At 37.3% G+C, this 26,071-nt stretch carries 19 protein-coding genes, 1 pseudogene, 1 riboswitch and 1 other annotated feature; of the genes and pseudogenes, 5 read left to right on the forward strand and 15 right to left on the reverse strand.

Going from position 1 to position 26,071, the window contains the following annotated elements; all coding sequences use genetic code 11:
* Nucleotides 1–43: 43 nt before the first annotated feature.
* The 9 genes from AC3WSK_RS11155 to AC3WSK_RS11195 all read right to left on the reverse strand — a co-directional run bounded on the left by AC3WSK_RS11155 (nucleotide 44) and on the right by AC3WSK_RS11195 (nucleotide 13,122).
* Nucleotides 44–736 carry an AIM24 family protein gene (locus AC3WSK_RS11155; protein ID WP_079561662.1) on the reverse strand — a complete coding sequence of 231 codons (693 nt, stop codon included), beginning with the start codon at nucleotides 734–736 and terminating at the stop codon, nucleotides 44–46.
* Between the two features lie 419 nt (nucleotides 737–1,155).
* Nucleotides 1,156–2,427, reverse strand: a complete 1,272-nt coding sequence (locus AC3WSK_RS11160; RefSeq protein ID WP_079561663.1) for an L-lactate MFS transporter — start codon at nucleotides 2,425–2,427, stop codon at nucleotides 1,156–1,158.
* A gap of 908 nt (nucleotides 2,428–3,335) precedes the next feature.
* Nucleotides 3,336–4,271 carry a DUF4181 domain-containing protein gene (locus AC3WSK_RS11165; protein WP_492412891.1) on the reverse strand — a complete coding sequence of 312 codons (936 nt, stop codon included), beginning with the start codon at nucleotides 4,269–4,271 and terminating at the stop codon, nucleotides 3,336–3,338.
* On the reverse strand, nucleotides 4,258–4,779 hold the full coding sequence (locus tag AC3WSK_RS11170; RefSeq protein WP_492412893.1) for a sigma-70 family RNA polymerase sigma factor: 522 nt from the start codon (nucleotides 4,777–4,779) through the stop codon (nucleotides 4,258–4,260). The genes AC3WSK_RS11165 and AC3WSK_RS11170 overlap by 14 nt, the downstream gene beginning before the upstream one ends.
* Before the next feature lie 97 nt (nucleotides 4,780–4,876).
* Nucleotides 4,877–7,294: a leucine--tRNA ligase gene (gene leuS / locus AC3WSK_RS11175; RefSeq protein WP_492412895.1), complete on the reverse strand. Its 2,418-nt coding sequence runs from the start codon at nucleotides 7,292–7,294 to the stop codon at nucleotides 4,877–4,879.
* A 90-nt stretch (nucleotides 7,295–7,384) separates the two neighbouring features.
* Nucleotides 7,385–7,596 (reverse strand) — a binding site (T-box leader).
* A gap of 131 nt (nucleotides 7,597–7,727) precedes the next feature.
* Nucleotides 7,728–9,479, reverse strand: a complete 1,752-nt coding sequence (gene dhaK, locus AC3WSK_RS11180) for a dihydroxyacetone kinase subunit DhaK (protein ID WP_492412897.1) — start codon at nucleotides 9,477–9,479, stop codon at nucleotides 7,728–7,730.
* Nucleotides 9,480–9,643: 164 nt separating this feature from the next.
* The gene (locus AC3WSK_RS11185) at nucleotides 9,644–11,368 is read right to left on the reverse strand and encodes a SulP family inorganic anion transporter (RefSeq protein WP_492412899.1); all 1,725 of its coding nucleotides are present in this window, start codon (nucleotides 11,366–11,368) and stop codon (nucleotides 9,644–9,646) included.
* A 55-nt stretch (nucleotides 11,369–11,423) separates the two neighbouring features.
* Entirely contained in the window at nucleotides 11,424–11,771 is a 348-nt protein-coding gene (locus tag AC3WSK_RS11190; protein WP_079561668.1) for an ArsR/SmtB family transcription factor, read from the reverse strand.
* Nucleotides 11,772–11,943: 172 nt separating this feature from the next.
* On the reverse strand, nucleotides 11,944–13,122 hold the full coding sequence (locus tag AC3WSK_RS11195; protein ID WP_492412901.1) for an MDR family MFS transporter: 1,179 nt from the start codon (nucleotides 13,120–13,122) through the stop codon (nucleotides 11,944–11,946).
* Between the two features lie 260 nt (nucleotides 13,123–13,382).
* On the opposite strand from AC3WSK_RS11195, the gene mnmL reads away from it, so the two are divergent.
* The gene (gene mnmL, locus AC3WSK_RS11200; protein WP_079561670.1) at nucleotides 13,383–14,339 is read left to right on the forward strand and encodes a tRNA modification radical SAM protein MnmL/YtqA; all 957 of its coding nucleotides are present in this window, start codon (nucleotides 13,383–13,385) and stop codon (nucleotides 14,337–14,339) included.
* Nucleotides 14,336–14,914, forward strand: a complete 579-nt coding sequence (gene mnmM / locus AC3WSK_RS11205; RefSeq protein WP_079561671.1) for a tRNA 5-(aminomethyl)-2-thiouridylate-methyltransferase MnmM — start codon at nucleotides 14,336–14,338, stop codon at nucleotides 14,912–14,914. The genes mnmL and mnmM overlap by 4 nt, the downstream gene beginning before the upstream one ends.
* A gap of 196 nt (nucleotides 14,915–15,110) precedes the next feature.
* Here the strand turns inward: mnmM and AC3WSK_RS11210 are convergent, their stop codons facing one another.
* From AC3WSK_RS11210 to AC3WSK_RS11220, 3 genes are all read right to left on the reverse strand, one after another.
* Nucleotides 15,111–15,746 carry a superoxide dismutase gene (locus AC3WSK_RS11210; RefSeq protein WP_427483244.1) on the reverse strand — a complete coding sequence of 212 codons (636 nt, stop codon included), beginning with the start codon at nucleotides 15,744–15,746 and terminating at the stop codon, nucleotides 15,111–15,113.
* Between the two features lie 624 nt (nucleotides 15,747–16,370).
* Nucleotides 16,371–17,879, reverse strand: a complete 1,509-nt coding sequence (locus tag AC3WSK_RS11215) for an alanine/glycine:cation symporter family protein (RefSeq protein WP_079561672.1) — start codon at nucleotides 17,877–17,879, stop codon at nucleotides 16,371–16,373.
* 126 nt (nucleotides 17,880–18,005) lie between these two features.
* Nucleotides 18,006–18,812 carry an alpha/beta hydrolase gene (locus tag AC3WSK_RS11220; RefSeq protein ID WP_079561673.1) on the reverse strand — a complete coding sequence of 269 codons (807 nt, stop codon included), beginning with the start codon at nucleotides 18,810–18,812 and terminating at the stop codon, nucleotides 18,006–18,008.
* A gap of 136 nt (nucleotides 18,813–18,948) precedes the next feature.
* Here AC3WSK_RS11220 and AC3WSK_RS11225 point away from each other — a divergent pair, with 136 nt between their 5' ends.
* Entirely contained in the window at nucleotides 18,949–19,470 is a 522-nt protein-coding gene (locus AC3WSK_RS11225) for a gamma carbonic anhydrase (protein ID WP_079561674.1), read from the forward strand.
* Nucleotides 19,471–19,648: 178 nt separating this feature from the next.
* Here AC3WSK_RS11225 and metK read toward each other — a convergent pair whose 3' ends face one another.
* Together metK and AC3WSK_RS11235 are read right to left on the reverse strand one after the other, a co-directional pair.
* The gene (gene metK / locus AC3WSK_RS11230; protein ID WP_427483248.1) at nucleotides 19,649–20,845 is read right to left on the reverse strand and encodes a methionine adenosyltransferase; all 1,197 of its coding nucleotides are present in this window, start codon (nucleotides 20,843–20,845) and stop codon (nucleotides 19,649–19,651) included.
* A gap of 335 nt (nucleotides 20,846–21,180) precedes the next feature.
* Nucleotides 21,181–21,298: riboswitch (SAM riboswitch) on the reverse strand.
* A 52-nt stretch (nucleotides 21,299–21,350) separates the two neighbouring features.
* Nucleotides 21,351–21,473: a hypothetical protein gene (locus AC3WSK_RS11235; protein ID WP_427483250.1), complete on the reverse strand. Its 123-nt coding sequence runs from the start codon at nucleotides 21,471–21,473 to the stop codon at nucleotides 21,351–21,353.
* 580 nt (nucleotides 21,474–22,053) lie between these two features.
* Between AC3WSK_RS11235 and pckA the strand changes: the two genes are divergently transcribed.
* Together pckA and AC3WSK_RS11245 are read left to right on the forward strand one after the other, a co-directional pair.
* Nucleotides 22,054–23,640: a phosphoenolpyruvate carboxykinase (ATP) gene (pckA, locus tag AC3WSK_RS11240; protein WP_079561676.1), complete on the forward strand. Its 1,587-nt coding sequence runs from the start codon at nucleotides 22,054–22,056 to the stop codon at nucleotides 23,638–23,640.
* Nucleotides 23,641–23,959: 319 nt separating this feature from the next.
* Nucleotides 23,960–24,916 carry an alpha/beta hydrolase gene (locus AC3WSK_RS11245; RefSeq protein WP_079561677.1) on the forward strand — a complete coding sequence of 319 codons (957 nt, stop codon included), beginning with the start codon at nucleotides 23,960–23,962 and terminating at the stop codon, nucleotides 24,914–24,916.
* A 185-nt stretch (nucleotides 24,917–25,101) separates the two neighbouring features.
* On the opposite strand, the pseudogene AC3WSK_RS11250 reads toward AC3WSK_RS11245, so the two are convergent.
* A pseudogene (locus AC3WSK_RS11250) lies at nucleotides 25,102–26,055 on the reverse strand (MBL fold metallo-hydrolase).
* Nucleotides 26,056–26,071: the final 16 nt, after the last annotated feature.

Raw genomic sequence — 26,071 nt, forward strand, 5'->3', positions numbered from 1 at the left:
ACACATTAAAAAAAGCGTGTCCTTAAAATACGGACACGCTTTTTCAACCTTCTTTTGACATATATACTTCTTCATATGGTTGAATGATGACAAACCCTTCACCTGAAAATGCCATTTGAATGGATTCACCACTTCCTCGACCGATAAATGTTCGGAAGCTAATATCTGTTTTAAACTCTGGGGACAAAGTACCTGACCACGCTACGGTAGCATGTGGATCAGTATAAACCGTTTCACCAGGCTTTACTAACAAGGTTAACGGTTCGAAATGAGTTGTAATGGCAACCTTCCCTCTTCCTTTTAAAGTTACATTAAACAACCCACCTGACATAACTCCTGCCATTTTACGCATTAAATGAATATCCCAATCAATACTAGGCTCAAATGCGAGTAAATCATTACCGTTTACGCAAATTGTTTCATCCTTTAGATCGAAGACCGTTACTTTTTTCCCTTGATCGGCTAAATAAAGTCGCCCCTTACCCATCGCTTTCATAAGTTGTGTACCTTCGCCGGTTAATGCCTTTTTAAACATTTTACCTAAGCCATGCTCCAACACACGCTCACGCTCAAACTTAATATCTCCTACATAAGAAATCATTGCGCCCATTTTCGACCAAACCTCGCCATTTAGGTTAACCTCTAATACACGCTCAGTTTCTAACTCGAAATATTCATTTTCGCTATCATCCTGCTGTGTTTTATTAATAAACTCATTTAAAGAAAATCTCCCCATATCTCAATGCCTCCTTATTTATTTTATATACGTTTTAAGTTCCGGAAAGATTCAATCAAATTATCGGAGGGGTAAAAACGAACGATTGAATGATGCGTTGAATCTTTTATTCATGAAACCGCAAAAATTTCAAAATTAATTAAAAACAAAGATGTTGACCTAAAAACATTAGTTTGTGGCCACCCACTAGCAAATTTTCATACACCTCGCATTTGCTTTCCGTTACAAAATTTCTCTTTTAGTAGCGAATTCACTTTATTTCCCATAATGATATTGACAGCAGACACCAACTGTTATACATTAAACAAAGATTAATCAAGTGTTATATAACAACAGCTACAAAAAAAGACCATACAAGCGTCACGTGCGAAATGACACTCATATGGCCATTACTTTCAAGTGCGAATTGAAAGTAAACTTTATTGTGTAGCGGAGACGTCTCCAACCTTTTCAGAAGCTTCTTTTAATGCTGTTCGTTTACGTACATCTGCACGTAATGTTAAAGCAATAATTAATGAAGCTGCAATTAACCCTGTAAATACATAGAATACAGGAATATAGCTACCATAAGCATTTTTAATAGTGCTTACTAAAAGTGGACCAAAAATACCACCTAAAGACCAAGTTGTTAATAAATAACCATGAATAACCCCAAGTTGTTTCGTACCGAATAAATCACTTGCAAATGCAGGTAGATTAGAGAAACCTCCACCATAGCAACTAACAACTAAGAAAATAAGTGCTTGGAAAATAATAACGTTTGTAGTATGCGGTAAGACGATAAATGTAACTAGCTGTGCGATAAAGAAAATTACAAAGACATTCGAACGACCAATATAGTCAGACACAGCAGCCCATATTAAACGACCACCACCATTAAATAATCCCATTATACCTACCATTGCTGCGGCTCCTGCAACTGATAACCCTACAATTTCTTGAGCCATTGGAGATGCAACAGAAATCATCATAATACCTGCTGTAACGTTTACTAAATGCATTGACCAAAGCATCCAGAAATGCTTAGTTTTCACAGCTTCACGTGCTGTCATGACAGCTAAATCTTTCTTCACTACTTCTTTACCATTATCTGCAGCCGCCTTCATATTCGCTGGCATATAACCAGGTTTAGGTGGTGCTATATATGAAGCCCCTAAAATCATTAACGTGAAATAACTTGCCCCTAAAATAAAGTACGTTGTAGAAATTCCCACAGCCCCCATTAAGTTAGCTGCGACTGGCGCTGTAATAAGTGCTCCTGAACCAAATCCAAGTACAGCCATACCTGTTGCTAATCCTCGGCGATCCGGGAACCATTTTACTAATGTCGATACAGGCGCAATGTAACCAATACCCATACCCAATCCACTTAGTAAACCATATGTTAACCAGTACAATGTTACGGAATCCATTGAAATCGCTACACCTGCACCAGCTTGTCCTGCCCCAAATAGAACAGCTGCTATCATCGCAGATTTACGTGGCCCCATTTTTTCTACTAAGTTACCAAATAATGCTGCTGAAAAACCAGCAAGCCCCATCATTATTGTAAAGGCAACCGTTACGTTTGTTTCACTCCATCCCATTTCTGTAACAATCGGTATCTTATATACACTGTATGCATATGCTCCACCGATTGAAAGGTGAATAGCGATTGCAGATAATGCAATTAACCATCTATTTTTATTCATAATTTCTCTTTTCTCCCCTCTTTTGCTACCTGTGAAAGTTTTATGAACGTCCTGTAAAACAATTTAACACTTAGAATTATTCAAATGCAAGATGTTTTTTAAAAAAATATTATTTCTGCAAAAAGTATTTTATTTTTTACCCCAATAATTTTATAATGAAAACCCTACAGTCTCTAAGCAAATAGATGTTTTTTAAACAAAAAGCATAACATTTTTTAGCTATTATTATTTTTCTACTCTATTATCCAACTTCCCATTAACTATTTTAATATAATTAAATTTGTGCATATTTTCACATGTAATTAATGTATATTCCACTTTTTCTAACGCTTATTATTTCTTCGTGTTTCTATAAAGGGTCATGAACAAATATCCATTAAGTAGAAATAACGTGGATAAAAGAGAATTACAAAGCTAAAATAGACAAATTCTGTTCGCTCAAAAGGGAATCTGAAAATCATGTTAAATGATTCAATTAACTTTTAATGGATATTCAATTAAATAAATACAATATACATTGTGCATGCTTCAAAACGAATAATCATTACTTATTGATTTTTATTATTCAAATATATATTTTTTCTTTTAGTAAGAATCTTACACATCCTTTTTAGCTATGGATAGTTATACTTTTCAAACTAATAAACAACTAAACCAATAAGTTATAACAGAAATATTTGCTATAGCGCACAAGTAAAAACATACTTTTAAACCAAATACTGTTAATGTTTATAAAACTCAATTCTAGATTTGTTTATGTAAATACTAGCTTTTACGGAGAAATGCATTCTATTAGAGATAGTCAATCTCAGACGATCTTCAATGCATATTTCGAAATGAAGTTCCCCATTAATTTACTTCTATATCAAAAAGAGATGCTCTGGAATAAATTGAGCATCTCTTTCTTTTTATGAAAAGAAAATGATAAATACAATTATTAGTGCTAGTGACATAATAGATGATCCAATCGATGTATAATGTCTTTTTTCCTCTCGCACATAATAATAGTCAATCACAATAGAACTCATCATGAATACTGCTATAAATACACATATTGTAGCCGTATATAAAAACAAACCGTATATATTAAATAAAATTAAAGACGCCCCTTGAATAAACTTAGCAATATACGTTGTGCGTTGATGACCTGTATTTATATATTTTGGCTCTTTCGGAATGCTAAACATTTTTCGAAGAGCTTTTTCAGTAAGCCATACTAGAAAGAGAGCAATTATTAAAAAAATAAACATCTCACGGAAACTAAAATCTTTATCATCTTTTCGCATTAGGGTAATAAATGCTGACGCAGTTTCGGCATCTTCCACCTTGTAAAAGATATTTGTTTGTCGATCGCTAAAAGCTAACTGCTCATCGTTTAAGAACATTTTTAGCTGCACAACCTGCTCATTGTCAAACTCTACCCATACATCACGATATGCATAGTAATCATCATCCTTCTTCGAAATAACTGCCTTTTGAAGCGTATTGGCAATGAGCTTTGTTTCTGAATCATTTTTATAAGACTGTTGTCCTAAAATCCAGCCAGTTCTTCCGGCCTTAAAGGTTTCTTCCTCCCAATTATACGCACTCGTAAACTGTTTAACCTCATGTTGGGTTAGTTCAATAATCGTAGCATGCTTAGATGAATCTCCTTGCTTCCATGGACCAATTACAATCAAGAAAAGGATCGTCACGACTGCTCCTATGAAAATCATTGGATATTGCCATCTGCGAGGTTGTTTTTTTGGCTGAAATGCATTGTGCAAAATACGCTCCTGCAATTGTTGTGAGAAACGTGGTGCTTCTCCAAGCTCTTTATCCAGTTTATCCTTAAAAGATGTCATCTTTTAGCACCTCCCAATGGCTTTTGTCCAGTTTTTCCTGCAAAGTTTGTCTAGCTCTACGCAATCTTGTTTTCACTGTATTTTCGGTACATGCAAGAACCTCCGCTATCTCTCGAACCTTTAATTCTTGATAATAATAAAGAATAATTACTTCTCGATAGTTGATTGGAAGCTCAAACAAAGCTGCTGTCACAATTCTTCGTTCATCCTTTTCAATCAAATTTGTTTCTGGCGATCGTTTACTAACGCCAATGTGCAGCTTTTCAAATAAAATATGTCGCTTATTTTTCCAACTTCTTAAATAGTCATGACTTTTATGTACTGTTATTTTTACTAAATATGTTTTTAGCGAGGATCGTTGTTCAAAGCGCTCTTGTTGCCGATAATAAGCAAAAAATACATCTTGAACGATTTCTTCTGCAATAGCCCAGTCTTTAACATATAGATAAGCTACACGAAGGCAGTACTCACCATGCTCTTCCATAATATTTGCTAAATGTTCACTCAAACAAACACCTCCTATTCACACTATAGTCGTATCGAAATCTTAGATGGTTTCAGTATAAAAGAAAAAAGTGCCCAAATATTGGACACTTTTCACATTTTTATTTCACAACGATATTAACAAGCTTACCTGGAATGACAATTATTTTTACTAAGTTTTTGCCTGCCATATACTCTTGTACTTTGTCATCTGCAAGAGCTACTTTTTCAATTTCTTCTTTTGAAGCATCTTTCGCTACGATGATTTTTGCACGTACTTTGCCTAGCACTTGTACGGCGATTTCCACTTCATCATCAACAAGTTTAGACTCATCATATGTTGGCCATTCCTTATATGAAAGTGTTTCATCATGACCTAATATTTGCCATAACTCTTCTGCAACGTGTGGCACCATTGGAGCTAGTATTTTCACAAAGCCTTCAGCGTATGCTGTTGGAATTACTTCCGCTTTGTAGCAATCATTGATGAATACCATCATTTGTGAAATAGCTGTATTGAAGCGAATACCTTCATAATCCTCTGTCACTTTTTTCACAGTTTGGTGATATGATTTTTCTAATGTTTTGTCATCAGAAGCTTGAACTTTCGCAGCGATTGTACCATCTTCTTCATTGACAAATAGACGCCAAATACGATCTAAGAAACGACGTGCCCCGTCCAAGCCATTTGTTGACCATGCAACAGATGCTTCAAGTGGACCCATGAACATTTCATATAGACGTAAAGTGTCCGCACCGTGTGAAGAAATGATTTCATCCGGGTTAACGACGTTACCTTTTGATTTAGACATTTTCTCATTACCTTCACCAAGAATCATTCCTTGGTTAAATAATTTGTGGAATGGCTCTTTCGTGTGTACAACACCTAAATCGTATAATACTTTATGCCAGAAGCGAGCGTATAGTAAGTGTAATACCGCATGCTCTGCCCCACCGATATAAATATCGACTGGTAACCAACGTTTCAGTAATTCAGGGTCTGCAATTGCTTCTTTATTTGTTGGGTCAATATAACGAATAAAGTACCAGCTAGAACCAGCCCACTGTGGCATCGTATTCGTTTCGCGACGACCTTTTTTGCCTGTTTCAGGATCAACAACATTTACCCATTCAGAAATGTTCGCTAACGGGGATTCACCCGTACCTGAAGGACGAATATTATCTGTTTTTGGTAGTACTAATGGTAATTCTGATTCCGGTACTGGCGTCGTTGTACCATCTTCCCAATGAATCATAGGAATTGGCTCACCCCAGTAACGTTGACGAGAGAATAACCAGTCGCGAAGACGGTAAGAGATTTTCTTCTCTCCTACGCCTTTTTCTTCAAGCCATTGAATTGCTTTAGCAATACCTTCCTCTTTGTTTAAGCCATCAAGGAAGTCAGAGTTAATATGTTTACCATCACCTGTGAAGGCTTCTTTGCTAATGTCTCCACCTTCAAGGACAGGAATAATTTCTAAACCAAATTCTGTTGCGAATTCATAGTCGCGCTCATCATGCGCTGGAACTGCCATAATTGCACCAGTACCGTATGATACTAATACGTAGTCTGCAACCCAAATCGGCATTTTTTTACCGTTAATCGGATTAATTGCATAGGCACCTGTGAATACGCCTGTTTTCTCTTTCGCTAAATCTGTGCGTTCTAAATCAGATTTCAATTTTACTTTATCTAAATAAACTTCAACAGCTTGTCGTTGTTCAGCAGTTGTAATTTGATCCACTAATTTATGCTCAGGTGCAATAACACAGTATGTAGCACCAAATAATGTATCAGGACGAGTTGTAAACACTGTGAAGTTTTCATCTGTTCCATCTATATTAAATGTTACTTCTGCACCTTCCGAACGACCAATCCAGTTACGTTGCATATCCTTAATAGACTCTGGCCAATCAACTTCCTCTAAGTCATCGATTAAACGATCAGCATAGGCAGTAATTTTAAGCATCCATTGCTTCATTGGACGACGTTCTACAGGGTGACCACCACGCTCTGACTTTCCATCAATAACTTCTTCGTTTGCAAGTACTGTTCCAAGTGCTGGACACCAGTTTACAGCTACTTCATCTACATAGGCTAAGCCTTTTTTATAAAGTTGGATAAAGATCCATTGTGTCCATTTATAGTATTCTGGATCTGTTGTGTTAATTTCACGATCCCAGTCATAGCTAAAGCCCAACTCTTGAATTTGACGCTTAAATGTTGCAATATTTTTCGCTGTAAATTCTGCAGGGTCATTTCCTGTATCAAGTGCATATTGCTCTGCAGGTAAACCGAATGCATCCCAGCCCATAGGATGTAGGACGTTATAACCTTGCATACGCTTGAAGCGTGAAAGGATGTCTGTCGCTGTGTAGCCCTCTGGATGTCCTACATGGAGACCAGCACCAGATGGGTATGGGAACATGTCTAACGCATAAAATTTTGGTTTTTCTGTTTCGTTTTCAGTTTTAAACGTTTTATTATCAGCCCAATATTGCTGCCACTTTTTTTCGATTTGTTGATGATTAAAACTCATTATTTTTCCTCCTTTGAATGTGTCATGCTCTTCAACTTAAGAATTGACAAAATATTTAAAAAATAAAAAAACTCGCCCCTTTCTTCATTAGAAAGGGACGAGAGAATTCGTATCTCCCGCGGTACCACCCACATTAGTGATCACACTCGGCTTTAGCTTCCTTAACGCGGAAGGAACGGCACGAGCTGTTTCACTCGGGCAGACTCAGAAGGCGAGTTCAATTTGCTTTCCTACTAGCTTCCACCAACCGCTAGCTCTCTAAAAAGAAACACAAATTTACTATTCCTCATCATTGTCTTACATGTATTGCATTTATTCTAATGGAAAGTACTGAAAAGCACAAGACTTTGTTTACATACTAACCATTTTTGAACAAATTAAATCCCTATGAAGGTAACAATATTCGAAATAAGTTGTATCCATAGTGCTCGCTTTATTTTAAACTACGAGAAAGTTCCGTAAAGATAACTCCTAGCGCATAAGCACCTGCATCCGGATAACCTAGACTTCTTTCACCAACTGTTCCGGCACGACCCATTCGAGCAACGATTTCCTTTGTATATTCCGCTCCTTTAACAGCAGCCTCTGCCCCTTTCTCAAAAGCTGTTTTAAAGTCCGCACCAGTTGCAGCGCTTTCTAACCAGGAATTTACACAAGGTACAAGCGCATCTACAAGCGTTTTATCGCCTACCTCTGCCCCTCTTCCGAAAGAACGCTCACCGACAGATTGTATACCTTTCAGCGTAGCTTGTAACATTTCAGCAAACTCTCCGACAGTTAATTCCATTTTTCCCTCCACTGCTTTACTAGCAGCTCGGAAAGCCCCGCCCCAAATTGGACCAGAAGCTCCTCCGCAATATTCCATAATGATCATGGAACAACCATCAAGGAAAGTCCCAATACTTAAATGTTCATGATTTAGAATCGAGCTCCATCCTCGTTTTAATTCCTTAAAACCTTTAGCGACACTCATTCCAAAATCGCCGTCACCTGCATGGGTATCCAATTCGCAGAAAGGCACTTCGTTCTTAATAATAATCTCGCTCATTTTATCTACAAGATAAATCATATTATTTAATGTGATTACCTCATTTTTGATGATAGCGTGTTCTTTCTCTGTTTCCGTCTCAAAGAAAACTTGTTTCTCTTCTACGTTATCATTAATATCTACGTATTCTACACGCCCAACTGGTCCATCTACCTTAAATGCAGGTGTATTACATTCTTTCGATAATAGTGTATTCAGTTCATCATCTAGTTTCATTACTGTAAGAGAGATTCCAGCCATATCAATACTTGTCATGTAATTGCCGACAAATGTTCTATTGATTCGTATATTTCTTTTACTCAGCTCTCTAGAAACCGCATTATTAAACAGATAAAGTTCTTGAAGTGGTGTACCGCCAAATCCATTTACTAGAACAGCAATTTCAGCATCTTTATCTAATCTTAAATCTTTTAAAAGGTCATTTATCATACGTAAAGCTAATTCATCTGCAGCCATCATTTTTTCTCTTTTTCTTCCTGGCTCTCCATGAATACCGACACCATATTCCATCTCGTCTTCACCCAATTTGAAAGTAGGTGATCCACTAGCAGGAACCGTACAGGAAGTTAGCGCCAGACCAATTGTTCGAACATTTGCCGCTGCTTTTTCCGCTACAGCTTTGACCTGTATCAAATCCATACCTTCTTCAGCGGCTGCACCAGCAATTTTATGTACTAACACAACTCCTGCTACGCCGCGGCGCCCTACTGTATAAAGGCTATCTTCTACTGCAATATCATCTTCTACTCGGACGTACTCTACTTGAATGCCATCCTCCATGGCTAAGTGAGCGCCATTTTTAAAATTCATTATATCTCCGCTGTAATTTTTAATAATGAGCAGTGTACCTTTTTGGCTGGCTGTTGCTTTGATTGCTTGATATACCTGTATTTGTGAAGGAGAGGCAAACACATCACCACATACCGCAGCATCCAGCATTCCTTTTCCTACTAACCCTGCATGTGCTGGTTCATGTCCACTACCGCCACCGCTAATTAAAGTTACCTTATTTGCATTCATTGCTTTTTTCTTAATTACTTTATATTTTTTTAACAGCTCAAGTTCCGGATGAGCCAGAACTATCCCATTGCACATTTCCATAACAAGTGATTCAGGTTGATTCATAATTTTTTTCATCTTTAATCCTCCCCTATAAGTTTTGTCACATTCTACGGAGCCTATTCGTAGGCATATTTCTATAATTATTCAAAGAAGATTCCTGCTATGATACATAGGGGTTTTCTGTTCCCCACTGATTATTAGTCTTCACCAATCGGGCAGTTAGGGGCAGTTTTTTTTATTTACTGCCCCTTATTGCGGGATAACTCCTGACATTCACGGAAAGCGAAATGCTTACAGCCAATACATTTATTTGTATCTAAATAGCTTAAAGCTTTATTAATCGCTTCTCCTGTATGCGGAGAGAAATTATCTTCACCAATTTCATCATATAAGCCATTGTACTTTAGTGCCTTTTTTAATTCGTCTTGTACTCCTGTAACTAAAATGGTGCCACCCTGTGCTTTAAAATTCCGAATGACATTACCAAAATACGACTCACCTGTTGAATCCATAAAAGGTACTTTACCCATGCGTAATACTAAAACTTTTTGTTCGTGCTGAATAGAATTTACAATTGCCTGCTCAAAGGTTTGAGCCGCTCCGAAGAAAAGAGGACCCTCAACTGTATAAATACTAATTTGTGGACAGTCTCGTTTTTGATGAACAACATGTGATTGTAACTTTCCACTCTCTTTCGAATGATCCGGTAAAACCTTTGTTACTACAAGCTTTTCGCTCATACGCTTTGCAAATAATATGACCGCTAGTACAAGCCCCACCTCTACAGCTAATGTTAAGCTTGTAAAAACAGTAAGAAGAAACGTAATGATTAAAACGAGAGAATCTCCTGATTTTAATTTAATAATATGTGCAAAATGCTTTTGCTCACTCATATTCCAAGCAACAACCATTAAAACTGGAGCCATACTAGCTAATGGAATATGTGAAGCAAAAGGAGCAAGTAATAATAAAGTAACTAAAACAAATACACCGTGAATAACACCTGATATGGGTGATACTGCACCTGTTTTAATATTTGTCGCAGTACGAGCAATAGCCCCTGTCGCAGGGATCCCTCCAAAGAAAGGAGTGACGATATTAGCAATCCCTTGACCAACAAGTTCACGGTTACTATTATGCTTTGTATTTGTCATTCCATCCGCTACCACAGCAGATAAAAGTGATTCAATCCCACCAAGCATCGCAATCACAAAAGCTGGTCCAATAAGTAGCTGAATACGCTCCCATGTGATATCTGGAACTGCGAAATTCGGTAGTGTATTAGGAATTTGACCATAGGCTGTTGCTATTGTGGCAACTTGTCCAGAAAAAAAGAATGTTGCCACTAGTGTAGAAACAACAATCCCCGCTAACGCTCCTGGAACTTTGGGTAAAACTTTCGGTGTTATTAAAATAATGATAAGGCTTATGATCGCCGTTATAACACTATAAAAGTTTGTCGTACCAATATGCATAACAATTTCTTTTACATTGTCAATAAAATACTCATGTCTTTTAATATTTGTTAAACCTAAGAAATTGGCAATTTGACCTGTAAAAATAATCACTGCAATTCCTGCGGTAAAACCTATCGTTACGGGTCGGGGAATAAATTTTATTAATGAGCCCAGTTTAAACATACCCATTAAGCACAAAATAACCCCGGCCATTAATCCGGCGATTAATAAGTTTTCATAGCCATACGAAATGACTATCCCTAATAAAATTGGTACAAATGCACCTGTAGGTCCCCCTATTTGGAACTTCGAACCACCAAAAAGCGAAATAAGTATGCCAGCAATAAAAGCTGTATATATTCCATACTCAGGCTTAACACCTGACGCAATGGCAAAGGACATTGCCAGTGGTATTGCTACAATCCCGACAATTGTCCCTGAGATTAAATCTTTCTTCAAATGATGAACAGAATATCCTTCATATCGCCCTGTAAACAGTGACTTCATTTATAAATCTTCCCTTCAAAATAATAGCAAGGTAAATGTTTCGTAAAACCCCAGTTTACATATCCTCTTCATTATCTTCATTAATAGTCATTTCTTCTAATCTAGTAATTGTATTTATTAAGTGATTATTAAAAATTTCTTTTGCGACGCCAAGTAACTCTCCAATCATTGGATCGCTTAAAGAATAGTAAACTTTTTTCCCCTCTTTCGTTCCATAAACAATATTTTTGCCTCGTAATACACTTAACTGCTGAGAAACAGCTGAGCCCTCTTTTTCTAAGCAGCTTTGAATTTCATTGACATTTTTCTTACCATCTACTAGTAATTCCAATATTCTAATTCGTAATGGATGTGCTAAAGCTTTAAAAAAATCTGCCTTAAATTGCTGCAAGCTCTCTTCCACATAAATCCCTCCACGGAACTTCATTTTCATATATTCAAATATTTGAATATGTATGATTGATTGTACGCTACAATATGCTAACTTTCAATATCAAACACTAAAAAACGAACAAAAAACGTGTTTCCCACACAGTTTTTGCTCGTTTTGAGAATATTATTGTTAAATTTATCTATTAATCTGTCACTGTTTTATTCTTTCGTAAAGGATAATCATAGATAAGGCATGGAATTATCGCAAGCAATACAATAATTACTAGTATTAATACAAGTGCAATCATGCCAAACTGATCGACCATAATACCACCAAATAATGGGCCAATCATACGACCTGTTGTTGCTGCACTATTAATAATCCCTTGATAAAAGCCCTGACGCCCTTTTGGTGCAAGTTGATTGGCGATTGTAGGTAAGACAGGTGTATAAAACATTTCACCAAAAGTTAGCACAACCATTGCTGCTCCAAACATTTTAAAATCACTTGCAAACGCAATGATGCCAAAGGATATCGCGATCAGTATAACGCCAAACACTAATTGACGCTTCAATTTATTTTCCCAGCGTTTCACTAGCGGCGCAATTAGCGGTTGCCCTAAAACGATAAGTAAGCCATTAATAGTCCAAAGTAGACTGTACTGTTTCAATCCTAATCCTAGATCTTGTGTATAGGAAGAGATAGTCGCACTCCATTGTGAATAAGCTACCCAGCATAGTACAGAGGAAGAACTTATAATTAATAATGCATAAAACGGTGCTTTATTGATTATTCGCTTACTTTCACTCACGACATTTTTCGGTGCAATGCTTCCCTCTTCAAATCGTTTAAAAGTAAAAAATGCTATAAAAAAGAACAAAATATACATGGCTAAGTTGACCTTAAAGACGTAGTCAAATTGGTAAGCAGCAACAACACCGGCAAGTGCAGGACCAATTGCTACTCCTAAATTTTGAGCTAAATAAATTGCGTTAAAAGCTTTTCGTCCACCCTCCGGCCACGCAGTTCCAGCTAAAGCAAACATCCCTGGGAATACAATACCCCCACTAAAGCCGAGTATCGTTAAAATCCACACATAATGTGGCCAGCCGTGCCAAATCGTTAAAGCTATTAATGAGGCAATCGTCAAAAGAATGCCAAACATTGTTGATTTATAGCCACCTATTCTATCAAATAAGTAACCACCTAAGAGATTCCCTAATACACCAGCAGCAGAATTCAACATCAACACAAAGCCAGCCATCGCAAGTGACTTCCCTAAATAATCGTGCATATAAATGGCGTTTAAAGGCCATAAAAAAGAGTTGCCCGTCGTATTCACAAGCATTCCGATAATTAAAAACCAAACACTTTTTGGCATAGAATGTCCTCCATTATTTCGCTACTCTAAATAGTTAGTTTATGTTTAAACATACAAAAGCACAAGAAAAATAAATTTACTCTTTTTACATATGCTTTAGAATATTTTTTGTGTAGTTTTTCGGGGCCTCCCGGTGGTTTACGACGGTCGATGTACTTTCCGCATGCCTTCTCTCATAGTACATCCACATATTATTAAATTCTCCCTCATGACGGAAACACCAGCACGTGATAAAATATAGTGTTAGAGGAGTGAAATAAATGACAGAAACAAACTTTCCTTTTCCATCAGACGGGAAGAGGTATTATACATGGAATCGCTATTTACGTGAGCAATTTGGCCATAAAGTATTTAAAGTAGCACTAGACGCAGGCTTTGACTGCCCAAATCGTGATGGTACAGTTGCCTTTGGCGGTTGTACGTTCTGTAGTGCTGCAGGTTCAGGTGATTTTGCTGGCAACAAAGTTGATCCTATCGAGGTGCAATTTGCTGAAATACGCGACAAAATGCATCAAAAATGGAAGGATGGCAAATACATGGCTTACTTCCAAGCGTATACAAATACACATGCACCGCTACCAGTATTAAAAGAAAAATTTGAAGCTGCATTAGCCCAAGAAGGGGTTGTTGGATTATCTATCGCAACACGCCCTGATTGTCTGCCAGACGATGTAGTTGAATATTTAGCTGAATTAAATGAGCGTACCTATTTATGGATTGAATTAGGACTTCAAACTGTACATGAAAAAACAGCCAATCTTATCAACCGTGCCCACGATTATGCAACATATGTGGAAGGTGTTGAAAAGTTACGAAAACACGGTATTCGTGTATGCTCGCACATTATTAACGGTCTTCCTCTCGAAGACTCTGACATGATGATGGAAACTGCTCGTGAAGTCGCGAAGCTTGATGTACAAGGTATTAAAATCCATTTACTGCATCTTTTAAAAGGTACTCCAATGGTTAAGCAATACGAAAAAGGAATGTTAGAATTTTTAGATCAAGATGTTTATACAAAGCTTGTAGCCGATCAACTTGAAATTCTACCACCAGATATGGTTATTCACCGAATTACAGGCGATGGACCAATCGATTTAATGATTGGCCCGATGTGGAGTGTTAATAAATGGGAAGTATTAAACGGAATTGATGCTGAGCTTGAACGCCGTGGAAGCTGGCAAGGAAAATTTTATAAAGCTGAGGATGACAAATGAAGCTACAACGCGTTTTACAATATGCCCAACAGCTAATAAAAGATACTGTTGTAGAGGGCGACACTGTAGTGGATGCCACAGCTGGAAATGGCCACGACACATTGTTTCTAGCACAGCTTGTCGGTGATGAAGGACAAGTATACGCCTTTGATGTTCAAAAGAGCGCTGTTGATGCCACTCTCCATCGCCTTTTAGACAATGGTTTAGAGCATCGTGCGCTTGTTTTACATAGAGGGCATGAAGAAGTAGTCAACTATGTCCACAAACCAGTCGCAGCTGCAATTTTTAATCTTGGTTATTTGCCTGGTAGCGATCACGACATCATTACACAGCCAAATACGACGATACAAGCAATTGATAATTTGCTTAAGATGCTAAAAATCGGTGGTCTTATTGTCCTTGTCATTTATCATGGTCATCCAGGTGGGAAGGAAGAACGAGATGCTGTGATAGACTATGTCAGTCAACTTCCCCAAAAGTATGTACATGTATTAAAATACGAGTTTCTAAATCAACAAAATGATCCACCTTTTGTAATTGCTTTAGAAAAAATGAAAGATTACTCGTTAAGCTAAATAGATCGTTTTAATATTCATTTATTTAAGGCATGATTCCGATACCGTATTGGAATCATGCCTTTTAATTTTGAAACCCCCTGCTGTGTAGGGGGTTTTCAAAGAATATAAGAAAATATCCCCCGATGGCGCGGGGGATATGGAGGAGTACTTAACTTTACTTTCATGTCAAATTACCTTAATTAACTTAGCTTAGTTAGATTTTAAAAGTGTTTATTGTTTCCCTTGCATTCACATATCGTTGATTGACTTTGTCCCAATCAACTGTATTCCACCAATTCGTAACAAACTCAGGTCGGCGATTTTGATATTTCAAATAATATGCATGCTCCCAAACATCAATAACGAGTAGAGGGATTTTCCCCTCTTTTAAAGGCGTGTCTTGGTTAGCTGTACTCATAATGGTCAATTGCTCGCCATCTAGCACTAGCCATCCATATCCACTTCCAAAGCGTGAAATTGCCGCTTTAGAAAGCTGATCTTGAAAATTATCAAATGTTTTAAAATAATAATCGATCGCCTTTCCAATATCAGCAGTTGCCTCACCACCACCATTAGGACTCATCAATTCCCAAAATAAACTGTGGCAATAGTGTCCCCCACCATTATTTTGTACGGCTGTTTGAATGTCCGTTGGAAGCACATCAAGATTTCTTAATAAATCTTCCAATGACTGATCTTCTAAATCCTTATGACCTTCTAATGCCACATTTAAATTATTTACATACGTAGCATGATGCTTAGAATGATGAATTTCTAACGTTCTAGCATCAATAAATGGCTCCAACTGATCATAATCATATGAAAGTTTCGGTAAATGGAACACAGTCAATTTTTCACCTCCTCCCAAAAAGTTTCTTAAAGGAAAGATAATTTCCTTATGACAAAATATACCTTCTTTTTCTATTGCCGTCAATAGAAATTTTATTTTCTTTTATAGTTCTTCACCGAAATATGTAAACGACTGCACAGGATACAAGAGCAGATTTTAGTATTAATCTTTTTTTATGGCTCATCACCAAAAATTGTGCATGACATTTATTAAAACATATGCTTTGTATATAAGTTGATCTTCGTTACGGCTGAGCGACTCCTTGGGGACTAGCAATAGAGGAATGAGAGTGAAGCTGGAGGGAAACGAAGGCTAAAAGCATCATGTCCTGTGATAACGCCTTCGTGACCAACATCCTGCTACTGCCGCTTCGTTGGCACTACGCTTTCGCGCAAAAAACATCTTGTTGCCGCGACGCACCCAGGAAGCTTTGCTCTGTGCGAAAGCGTAGCGACAGCAACAACAAATGTTTCCTGTAGCGAAAGCAAAGCGGCAGCTACAAAGCGCCCAGCCGGAACAGAAATCAACCACACGTTATGGTGCTGAGCCTTTTTTAAAGAAAACAAAAAAAGCTATCTAATAGAATCTTTCAATCTATTAGATAGCTTCCTATCTTATTATCTATTATTTATTTTTACGTTTTTCATTATAATCAATCCAGAAATCTGCACCTTTAATTCCTAGTTTACGAGGATCAAAAACAGGATCTTTTCCTTCTTTTTTCTGCTTCTCATAGTCCTTTAATGCGACTATAGCAGGCTTCATAATAATTAAAATCGCTATAACGTTAATCCAAACCATTAGTCCTAATCCAACATCCCCCATAGCCCAAGCAAGGTCGGAAGTACGAATAGTACCGTAAAACGCAGCAATTAAAATTGCAAATTTAGCTAGCCAAATGACGACCTTCTCTGTAGTTCCTGAGAATAAATAAGCCACATTTGTTTCGGCAATGTAGTAGTATGCCATAATCGTCGTGAAAGCAAAGAAGAATAATGCGATCGCTACGAATGGTCCACCAAAGCCTGGTAATGAAGAGTCAACTGCATATTGTGTATATGCTGCACCTTCTTTAATACTTTTCGCAAATGTTATTTGCTCATCTCCAGTTAATCCACCTTTATTGAAATCACCAACATAAACATATGAATCAGTGCCTTCTGCAGCTTTTTCATCCTGTACATTGTACATGCCAGTAAATAAAATCATAAACGCAGTAGCTGAACAAATTAATAATGTATCAATGTATACAGAAGCTGCTTGCACGATACCTTGTTTAGCAGGGTGTGATACTTCTGCTGCTGCAGCCGGATGCGCACCTGTCCCTTGCCCTGCCTCATTTGAATAAATACCACGTTTAACCCCCCATGCAATAGCGGAGCCAACAATACCACCGAAGATTTCTTGCGCACCAAATGCACTAGAAAAAATTAATGAAAATACAGCTGGTACTTCTTTAATATTCATTGAGATAATGACAATGGCCATAAGAATATATGCTAATGCCATAAACGGTACAATGATCTGTGCAGCATTGGCAATCCATTTTACCCCACCGATAATAATAGTACCTAATAATACAACAATAATAAGTCCTGTAATCCAAGTGTCAACAGAGAAAGCGTTTTCAACTGCTGTCGCAATTGCATTCGATTGAACACCCGGCATCAACACTAACATGGCAGCTAATGCGGCAACAGCGAAAATAACTGCAAACCATTTTTGCCCCATTCCCTTTTCTATGTAAAACGCTGGACCACCACGATATTCTGTATCTTTCTCTTCTTTATAAATTTGAGCTAATGTCGACTCAACATAAGCAGTTGCCGCACCGATAAAGGCGATTGCCCACATCCAAAAAACAGCACCAGGTCCCCCCATCCCGATTGCTGTAGCTGTACCGGCAATATTACCTGTACCTACGCGACCAGATAATGCAATAGACATTGCTTGGAAAGATGAAATCCCCTTTTCCGATTTTTCGCCTTTAAACATTAAAACAAACATATCTTTAATGTGTCTTACTTGTAGGAACCTCGTAATGATTGAAAAGAAGAGCCCAATTAACAAAATGCCATAAATAAACCACGGTCCCCATAAAATCTCATTCATTTTCCCAACGATTGCTTCCATTTTACCCCTCCAATTTGAAAAATATTACTTTGAGTCATTATAGTATTACACTTTTCAGAAAATTACAACATTATATTTAAGTAACAAAAAGTTAGTATTTTTCTAGTTAATTGGAGAGGTCATTCACTACTTAATTATATAGCCAATGTTTCGAAGAGCATTATTAATAAAATCACGTATATAAACAAAAATCTCGTCACGCTCTACTTCATGAAATAGATTATGATAACTGTTTGCCCATTCTTTAAATTGAAACTCTGTAAAGTCCTGCAGATGAAGCCAATTACGAGTTTGTTTAGTTTCAGTAATATTATCTTTTTCAGCTGTCATCACTAACATAGGTCTATTAGGGAATTCTGCCTTAGGCAATAACACTATATTACGCATCATTTGCTGTAGTTCTCGATACCATTTCACTGAAACAACTGACGAAAAAGGAACTTCATCCTTCATCTCATCTCTACCTTCTACACTGCGCGTTAATGATTCTATAGTAATTTCATGAGTCAGCTTCACATTTGCAGTCAGGGCACTTAAACTAGTTAAAGCATTTGATAGTTTACCTGGCAGTAGCTTTAAATGAAGCCATGGTGAGGTTAAAATAATTCCTGCGCATTCATATTTTCTTTTTTGCATGGTATGTAGTAATAGTGTCGCACCAAGCCCATGCCCTATTAAAAAGACAGGTAGATTATACGAAAAAGCATTCTCGATTAAATGCCTAGTATATTTGTTGTATTCTTTAAAATCTTCATCGTGAACATTTGAAAACCCTTTATTCACTCCATGATTAGGTAAATCCCCCATGACTATGTGGAAGCCTTCCAATCTTAATTTTTCTATAAGCCATGCATACCAGCGGTGATTTTCATATGCCCCATGAAGAATTGCAACCACAGCCTTTGCTTGTCCATCAGCTTCCCATTTCCACATTTCACATAGTCCTCCTAAAAAAATAATTACACAATGATTATAACGGAATATCTAGCTCATTTTAATTTAATATTTCCATCAAGTTGCGTATTTGATACGATAATATTACATCATAGAAAGAAAAGAGGCGATTCTCATGATCTATCCATTTAAAGGGAAAACACCCAATATTGATCCATCAGTATTTATTGCCGATTATGCAACCGTTACTGGTGACGTAACAATAGGTGCTGAAACAACTATTTGGTTTAACACAGTTATTCGAGGGGACGTATCACCGACAATTATCGGAAAAAGAGTTAGTATTCAAGACCTCTGTTGCTTACATCAAAGCCCTAAATATCCACTAATTATCGAAGATGAGGTAACAGTCGGACATCAAGTAACTTTACATAGCTGTACGATTCGTAAAAAAGCCTTAATAGGTATGGGCTCTATCATATTAGACGGAGCGGAGATTGGAGAGGGTGCATTTATTGGGGCAGGTAGCCTTGTTCCTCCAGGCAAAGTCATTCCTCCAAATAGCTTAGCATTAGGGCGTCCCGCAAAAGTTGTAAGAGAATTAAACGATGAAGATAAAGAAGATATGGAACGCATCATACATGAATATGTAGAAAAAGGCCAATACTATAAATCTCTTCAACCAAAAAATAAATAGTTATTTCAACTTAATCAAAGCAGCTCCACGTTTGCTTGGACAACCTAGCCATACACGATTATATATGGAGTTTTTTTTAGTATAAATACAGTGAAAGGGGCAATAGCATGTAGAGCCCCTTTCTGTAATAGTATCTTAAAATATTGGTCCAGCTACTTTATTACTTTAGCTGAATAGTTTATAAACCTGCTTTTTCTTGTAATGCGTCTGCTTTGTCTGTTTGTTCCCAAGGTACATTTAAGTCTGTACGACCAAAGTGACCATATGCTGCAGTTTGCTTATAAATTGGGCGACGAAGGTTAAGCATTTTAATAATCCCTGCTGGGCGTAGGTCAAATAGCTCGCGTACCCATTTTACAATTTCACTTTCCGTAACTTTTCCTGTCCCGAATGTATCAACAGCAATAGATACAGGTTGAGCAACACCAATCGCATAAGCTAGTTGTACTTCAGCTCGATCTGCTAAACCAGCTGCTACGATATTTTTTGCCACATAGCGGGCTGCATATGCCGCTGAACGGTCTACCTTAGTTGCATCCTTACCAGAGAAAGCACCACCACCATGACGGGCATAGCCACCGTATGTATCAACGATGATTTTACGTCCAGTTAGACCAGCATCTCCTTTTGGACCACCAATTACGAATCGACCAGTTGGGTTGATGAAATATTTAGTCTCGGCATCTAATAATTCACTTGGAACAACTGGAGCAATAACAAATTCTTTTAAGTCTGCTTGAATTTGCTCAAGTGTAGCTTCTTCGTCATGCTGTGTAGAAATGACAATCGTATCAACGCGCACTGGTACATTGTTTTCATCATATTCAATTGTCACTTGTGTTTTTCCGTCTGGACGTAAATAACCTAGTTCATCAGATTTACGTACTTCCGTTAAGCGACGAGCCAATTTATGCGCTAAACTAATTGGTAATGGCATAAGCTCTGGTGTTTCGTTACATGCATAACCGAACATTAAACCTTGGTCACCTGCGCCAATTGCTTCAATGTCAGCGTCTGTCATAGAGCCTTCACGTGCCTCTAATGCTTGGTCAACACCTTGAGCAATATCAGGTGATTGTTCACCAATAGCAACAAGTACTGCTAGATTTTCAGCATCAAAGCCATATTTCCCACGTGTATAACCGATTTCTGCTACAGTATCACGAACGATACCTTTAATGTCTACATAAGTAGAGGTAGTAATTTCTCCTGCTACTAGTACTAAACCAGTTGTTACTGTTGTTTCACACGCTACACGTGCGTTTGGATCTTCTGCTAAAATAGCATCTAAAATGGCATCCGAGATTTGATCACATATTTTGTCTGGATGTCCTTCTGTTACACTCTCTGATGTAAACAGTCGACGTTTTGTCATTTGGTTTTCCTCCTATTACTTTTACAAATAATATTTGCGAATTAATACGGTACTCATTACCCATGTCAAGCCCGCTCCTATAGATTGAACTCTAAAGCAGTTGTTGCTGTCGCTACGTTTGCACTGCGCTTTCGTACAAAAAAACAACTGTTGCTGTCGTTTCACTTTCGCACAAAAAACAACTACTACTTTTAACACGAGGTTTTCGAAAGATCCGTCATTATAATAAGGAAAGGACTATATACTTACCTTTACATTCGTTTTTAACAATAAAAAAATCCTTTTCTCACGCTTACTTAACATGAGGAAAGGAATAATGACTTCGTAACCTTTCACTCTTATCGTTCAAGGGGGTTCCCTTGCATCAGGTTGGCACCAGCGCATGTCGTGAAATAGTTCATGCAGGTTGCCGGGTTTCACAGGGCCTGACCCTCCACCAGCTCGGGATAAGAGTATCCGTTCAATATCTCATAATACGTAAAAGGTCGAACGTTGTCAAATATTTTTAACTTCTTTCAGCAAGTGCCCAAACACCCGCTAAAATAGAGAATCTCAGTGTAAGAACACCACGTCCTGCAGCATTGCCGAAAGCGACATCACGTCGGCTCTCGTGTTGTCGCTTTCGCACAAAGAACATCTCCAGGTCTAAGCACAAAACCGATTCCGTTCGCTTTGTTTATCTGTAGCGAAAGCAAAGCGTCAGCTACAGTTATACCATTATTATGAAACCTATTTGTATTATCCTGTAAATTCAAACAAAATAATCCCTACTCTCCACCTCACATCATGTGTTAACATATGTGTAACCCTTTACAGCACATTTTGTAGTGAAAGCAAAGCGTCAGCTACGGAACATGTGGTGGATGAAAATGATTGTAGCCCCTTTTCAATCGAAGACAAGCTCCAACTAATAAAAAACAAGCTAAAACTTCACATCCTGTGCGAACCTCATATAAGCCAAAAGCTTCTAGAACACAATTTTGCTGTGTCGAAAGTGATTGACTGATCACTTATAATAAATAGGGTAAAAAGCATTATCAAAACGAATCAATTTACTTTTTGTCGTTTTCTTGAAAAGTAATAAAATCTGAAAAATAATTTCTGAATTAGTATAGATTATTTAAGCAATTGTGTTATACTATTTTTGAAATTAAGAAAATCTCCCTCAGACTCAAGGGAATACTATAAAAAAGGATGGTATTTAATCGATGAATTCAGTAGAAATTGCAAACGAACTGAAGGAATTATTAAGCGGCGGTAACATTAATGTTCAACTTTCAGTACCACAATTAGCTGAAAAAGCTACTTCTCGTGGTGAAGCTATGTTAACAGTAGATGGCGCAGTTCGTGCAGAAACTGGCAAATACACTGGTCGTTCACCTAAAGATAAATATACGGTAGAAGAAGAGAGCACAAAAGATAAAATTGACTGGGGAAAAGTTAACCGACCAATTTCTTCTGAAGTGTTCGATAACTTATATGTAAAAGTAGTAAAATATTTAAAAGAACGTGACGAATTATTCGTATTCAAAGGCTTTGCTGGTGCTGACAAAGATTCTCAATTAAGCATCCAAGTAATCAATGAATATGCTTGGCACAATCTGTTCGCTCATCAATTATTTATCCGTCCAACTAAAGAGGAATTAGCTTCTCATGTTGCTGACTTCACAGTTATCTCAGCTCCTAATTTCAAAGCAGACCCTGCCGTTGATGGCACTGCTTCTGAAACATTCATCATTGTATCACTTGAAAAGAAAATCATCCTAATCGGTGGTACTGAATACGCTGGTGAAATCAAAAAGTCTATTTTCGGTATTATGAACTACTTATTACCACAACAAGGCATCCTTTCAATGCACTGCTCAGCAAACGTTGGTGAAGCTGGTGATGTTGCATTATTCTTCGGTTTATCTGGTACTGGTAAAACTACTTTATCAGCAGATCCTGACCGTAAGCTTATCGGTGACGATGAACACGGATGGTCTGATAACGGTGTATTCAACATTGAGGGCGGTTGCTACGCAAAAACAATTAACCTTTCTGCTGAAAAAGAACCAGAAATCTACAACGCAATCCGCTTCGGATCTGTTTTAGAAAACGTAGCTGTTGATCCAGAAACTCGTGTTTGTGACTATGATGACGGTTCATTAACAGAAAATACACGTGTAGCTTATCCAATTCAATACATTGAAAATATTGTTGATCCATCTGTTGCTGGTCACCCAAAAACAATCATCTTCTTAACAGCTGATGCATTTGGCGTATTACCTCCAATCAGTAAATTAACAAAAGAGCAAGCAATGTACCACTTCCTAAGCGGTTTCACATCTAAACTTGCTGGTACAGAACGTGGTGTAACAGAGCCAGAACCAGTATTCTCTACTTGCTTCGGTTCTCCATTCCTTCCACTTCCAGCAACAGTTTATGCTGAAATGTTAGGTCAAAAAATTGACGAGCACGGTGCACAAGTATTCTTAGTGAACACTGGTTGGACTGGTGGCGAATATGGTACTGGTAGCCGTATGAAGCTTTCTTACACTCGTACAATGGTGCGCGCTGCAATTGATGGTAAATTAACTGATGTTGAAACAATTCAAGATTCAGTATTCGGTTTAAACATCCCAACTACTATTGAGGGTGTACCAACTGAAGTGCTTAATCCTCGTGATGCATGGGCAGACAAAGCTGCTTATGATAAAAAAGCTGCTGAACTTGCTGGTTTATTCAACGACAACTTCAAGAAATTCTCAAATGTTTCTGAAGCTATCACAAACCTTGGTGGTCCATTAAAATAATTTACTAAGCAAAGGGAACGATTTCAGTCGTTCCCTTTTTTTATTGTTGAAAGAGGAAATTTTTGTGAAAATGAGGGAGATTTCCATACTAAGCTACTCGCTATCCTATGTATCTAGCCACTTCCTCTACTTTGTTTTTTGCTGCCGCTTCGATTTCGCATTCAAAACAGTAGCGTTTTAAATTAATAGTAGTTCGACAACATACAAAGGGAACGATTCAAGTCATCCCCTTTTTTATTTTCCCCTATTTTAGAAAAGTCCACTTTTCATATTGTCAACTTTGTGTATAATTCATAATAGAAGTTTTAGGGGGAAATATATGAAAAGAAAGTATAAAGTAATTATTATCATTGTCAGTCTTCTATTAGTATTGTTTGTTGGTGCTGGATTTTTTGCAGGGAATTATTTTTATAATCTCGCTTTAAATCCTAATACAGATAAATCAGCTGTGCTTGATGCTCCGCACAATTCAATCGCTGTTAATCCTAAGGAAGCTAAAGAAAAAGAAGAGAGCGAAAAGTGGTTTAAAGAGAATTACCAGGATTCTTATGTAAAGTCTTTTGATCATTTGAAATTACATGCCTATACGCTTAAAAATACAAACGAAACAAATAAATGGGCAATTGTTTTCCATGGATATTCATCTGATGGCTCACAAATGTCAAAGTATGCTAAGCATTTTTATGATTCAGGCTACAATGTTCTCATACCCGATGCAAGAGCTCATGGAAAAAGCGAGGGTGACTATATTGGGATGGGCTGGCACGATCGACTTGATGTAGTCTCTTGGATTAATAATGTTACCAATTCGGATAAAAACGCTGAAATTATTTTGTATGGTATTTCCATGGGAGGTGCTACAGTGATGATGGCCTCAGGAGAAGATCTCCCTAACAATGTTAAGGCTATAATTGAGGATTGTGGTTATTCCTCAGTTTGGGATGAATTCTCTTACCAATTGCAAGAAATCTTTCATTTACCGGCCTTTCCTATAATGCACTTCTCTTCAATTGTTACGAAAGTAAGAGCTAACTATACGCTTGGTGAAGCTAATACTGTTGAGCAAGTTGCCAAATCGAAAACACCGATGCTATTTATTCATGGAAGTAATGATACATTTGTGCCATCTGATATGCTAAATGAAGTATATGAAGCTGCCAATGTACCGAAGGAAAAAATGATAGTTGAGGGTGCTGGACATGGCGGTGCAGAAAGCGTCGCTGGTGATTCGTACTGGGAAACTATTAATAACTTTTTAGAAAAATACGCAGAGTAAATATCCTTTTATCAACCGTTCAGGTGCCTGTTAAAAAGCACCTGAACGGTTTTTTAAGTCGGCTCGGGCACTTCTTCGATCTACCTAAGCAATTTTCACTAAAAAAACTCCATATTACAAAAGGTAATCAAAATGGAGTTAATTCTCTAAATCCAGTATGCAATTTTCCTTTATTATTCTAAATATCAAAAATAAATGCTTTCAAAACCTTGAAGTATTTGGAAATCTATTTTATCCGCTTTTGTCCTTTGAATTATAAAATCTAATCCTTTTTTTGTGTTATCTGCAAATTTAGGCATTGCTTCTAGAGCATCTGTTAATGGTTTATTAAAGTTGTCCCAATGTATTGGAATAATAAGTTTCGGCTGTATTTCCCGGACAGTTTGCTCATAATACATATTTTGAAAATCTTGATCCTGAGCTCCTAATACTCCGATTCCTAAAAATAATACATCAGCTTGAATGCCATCCAATGCCCCTTCTATATAGTTAGCACTTGGTTTTACAAAAAATGTTTTATGATGATGCGTAATCAAGAAATCGTATGAAGAATCTTCATGCTAATCTAGAGCTTTCGCTGGTTGTTTAAGTGGCTCTTTTATTTTTTCTCCTTCGTCAAAGGTTGGCGAATGTTTTGATTGTAGGACTGTGACAGTAAAATCACCAAACTGCATAGCCTTATTTACTTCGTATACAGACATTTGTGTCGTGTTTATACCATTACCAAGTCCTATATTAATTGCTGATTCCGAGCCATATACATGCGTTCCAGTTTGTTTAGCGATATAAGCTAAATCTAATGCATGATCATAATGTGTATGAGCTACAAACAATCCCTGAAGTTTATTATGATCAACCCCTATTTTACGAAAGACTTCATTTACAATATTTGTATCTGTTTTCACATTGCTAAAAGGCAATATTTTCAATAAGGGCGGCCTAGAAATAAAACCATCAATCATTAATTGTGTGTCGCCATCATCAAATAACAAAGATGATGTTCCTAAAAATGTGACCTTTACCTCCCCTTCGTTTAATGTTTTTTGCGATGTATTCGAAGGATAATATTCCTTGTATTGCTGAATGTCTGCTGAAGGTATTAAAAACTTATAATAAATAAAAGCTGAAGCGATTATCATCAATACTAATCCTACA

The organism is Lysinibacillus sp. EB271-A1-10B, from assembly GCF_058791335.1.

What these genes read in the sequence shown, in the direction of transcription:
- AC3WSK_RS11155 (WP_079561662.1), bottom strand. Translation starts at nt 736, where the DNA reads ATGGGGAGATTTTCTTTAAATGAGTTTATTAATAAAACACAGCAGGAT.
- AC3WSK_RS11160 (WP_079561663.1), bottom strand. Translation starts at nt 2,427, where the DNA reads ATGAATAAAAATAGATGGTTAATTGCATTATCTGCAATCGCTATTCAC.
- AC3WSK_RS11165 (WP_492412891.1), bottom strand. Translation starts at nt 4,271, where the DNA reads ATGACATCTTTTAAGGATAAACTGGATAAAGAGCTTGGAGAAGCACCA.
- leuS (WP_492412895.1), bottom strand. Translation starts at nt 7,294, where the DNA reads ATGAGTTTTAATCATCAACAAATCGAAAAAAAGTGGCAGCAATATTGG.
- dhaK (WP_492412897.1), bottom strand. Translation starts at nt 9,479, where the DNA reads ATGAAAAAAATTATGAATCAACCTGAATCACTTGTTATGGAAATGTGC.
- AC3WSK_RS11185 (WP_492412899.1), bottom strand. Translation starts at nt 11,368, where the DNA reads ATGAAGTCACTGTTTACAGGGCGATATGAAGGATATTCTGTTCATCAT.
- AC3WSK_RS11195 (WP_492412901.1), bottom strand. Translation starts at nt 13,122, where the DNA reads ATGCCAAAAAGTGTTTGGTTTTTAATTATCGGAATGCTTGTGAATACG.
- mnmL (WP_079561670.1), top strand. Translation starts at nt 13,383, where the DNA reads ATGACAGAAACAAACTTTCCTTTTCCATCAGACGGGAAGAGGTATTAT.
- mnmM (WP_079561671.1), top strand. Translation starts at nt 14,336, where the DNA reads ATGAAGCTACAACGCGTTTTACAATATGCCCAACAGCTAATAAAAGAT.
- AC3WSK_RS11215 (WP_079561672.1), bottom strand. Translation starts at nt 17,879, where the DNA reads ATGGAAGCAATCGTTGGGAAAATGAATGAGATTTTATGGGGACCGTGG.
- AC3WSK_RS11220 (WP_079561673.1), bottom strand. Translation starts at nt 18,812, where the DNA reads ATGTGGAAATGGGAAGCTGATGGACAAGCAAAGGCTGTGGTTGCAATT.
- AC3WSK_RS11225 (WP_079561674.1), top strand. Translation starts at nt 18,949, where the DNA reads ATGATCTATCCATTTAAAGGGAAAACACCCAATATTGATCCATCAGTA.
- metK (WP_427483248.1), bottom strand. Translation starts at nt 20,845, where the DNA reads ATGACAAAACGTCGACTGTTTACATCAGAGAGTGTAACAGAAGGACAT.
- pckA (WP_079561676.1), top strand. Translation starts at nt 22,054, where the DNA reads ATGAATTCAGTAGAAATTGCAAACGAACTGAAGGAATTATTAAGCGGC.
- AC3WSK_RS11245 (WP_079561677.1), top strand. Translation starts at nt 23,960, where the DNA reads ATGAAAAGAAAGTATAAAGTAATTATTATCATTGTCAGTCTTCTATTA.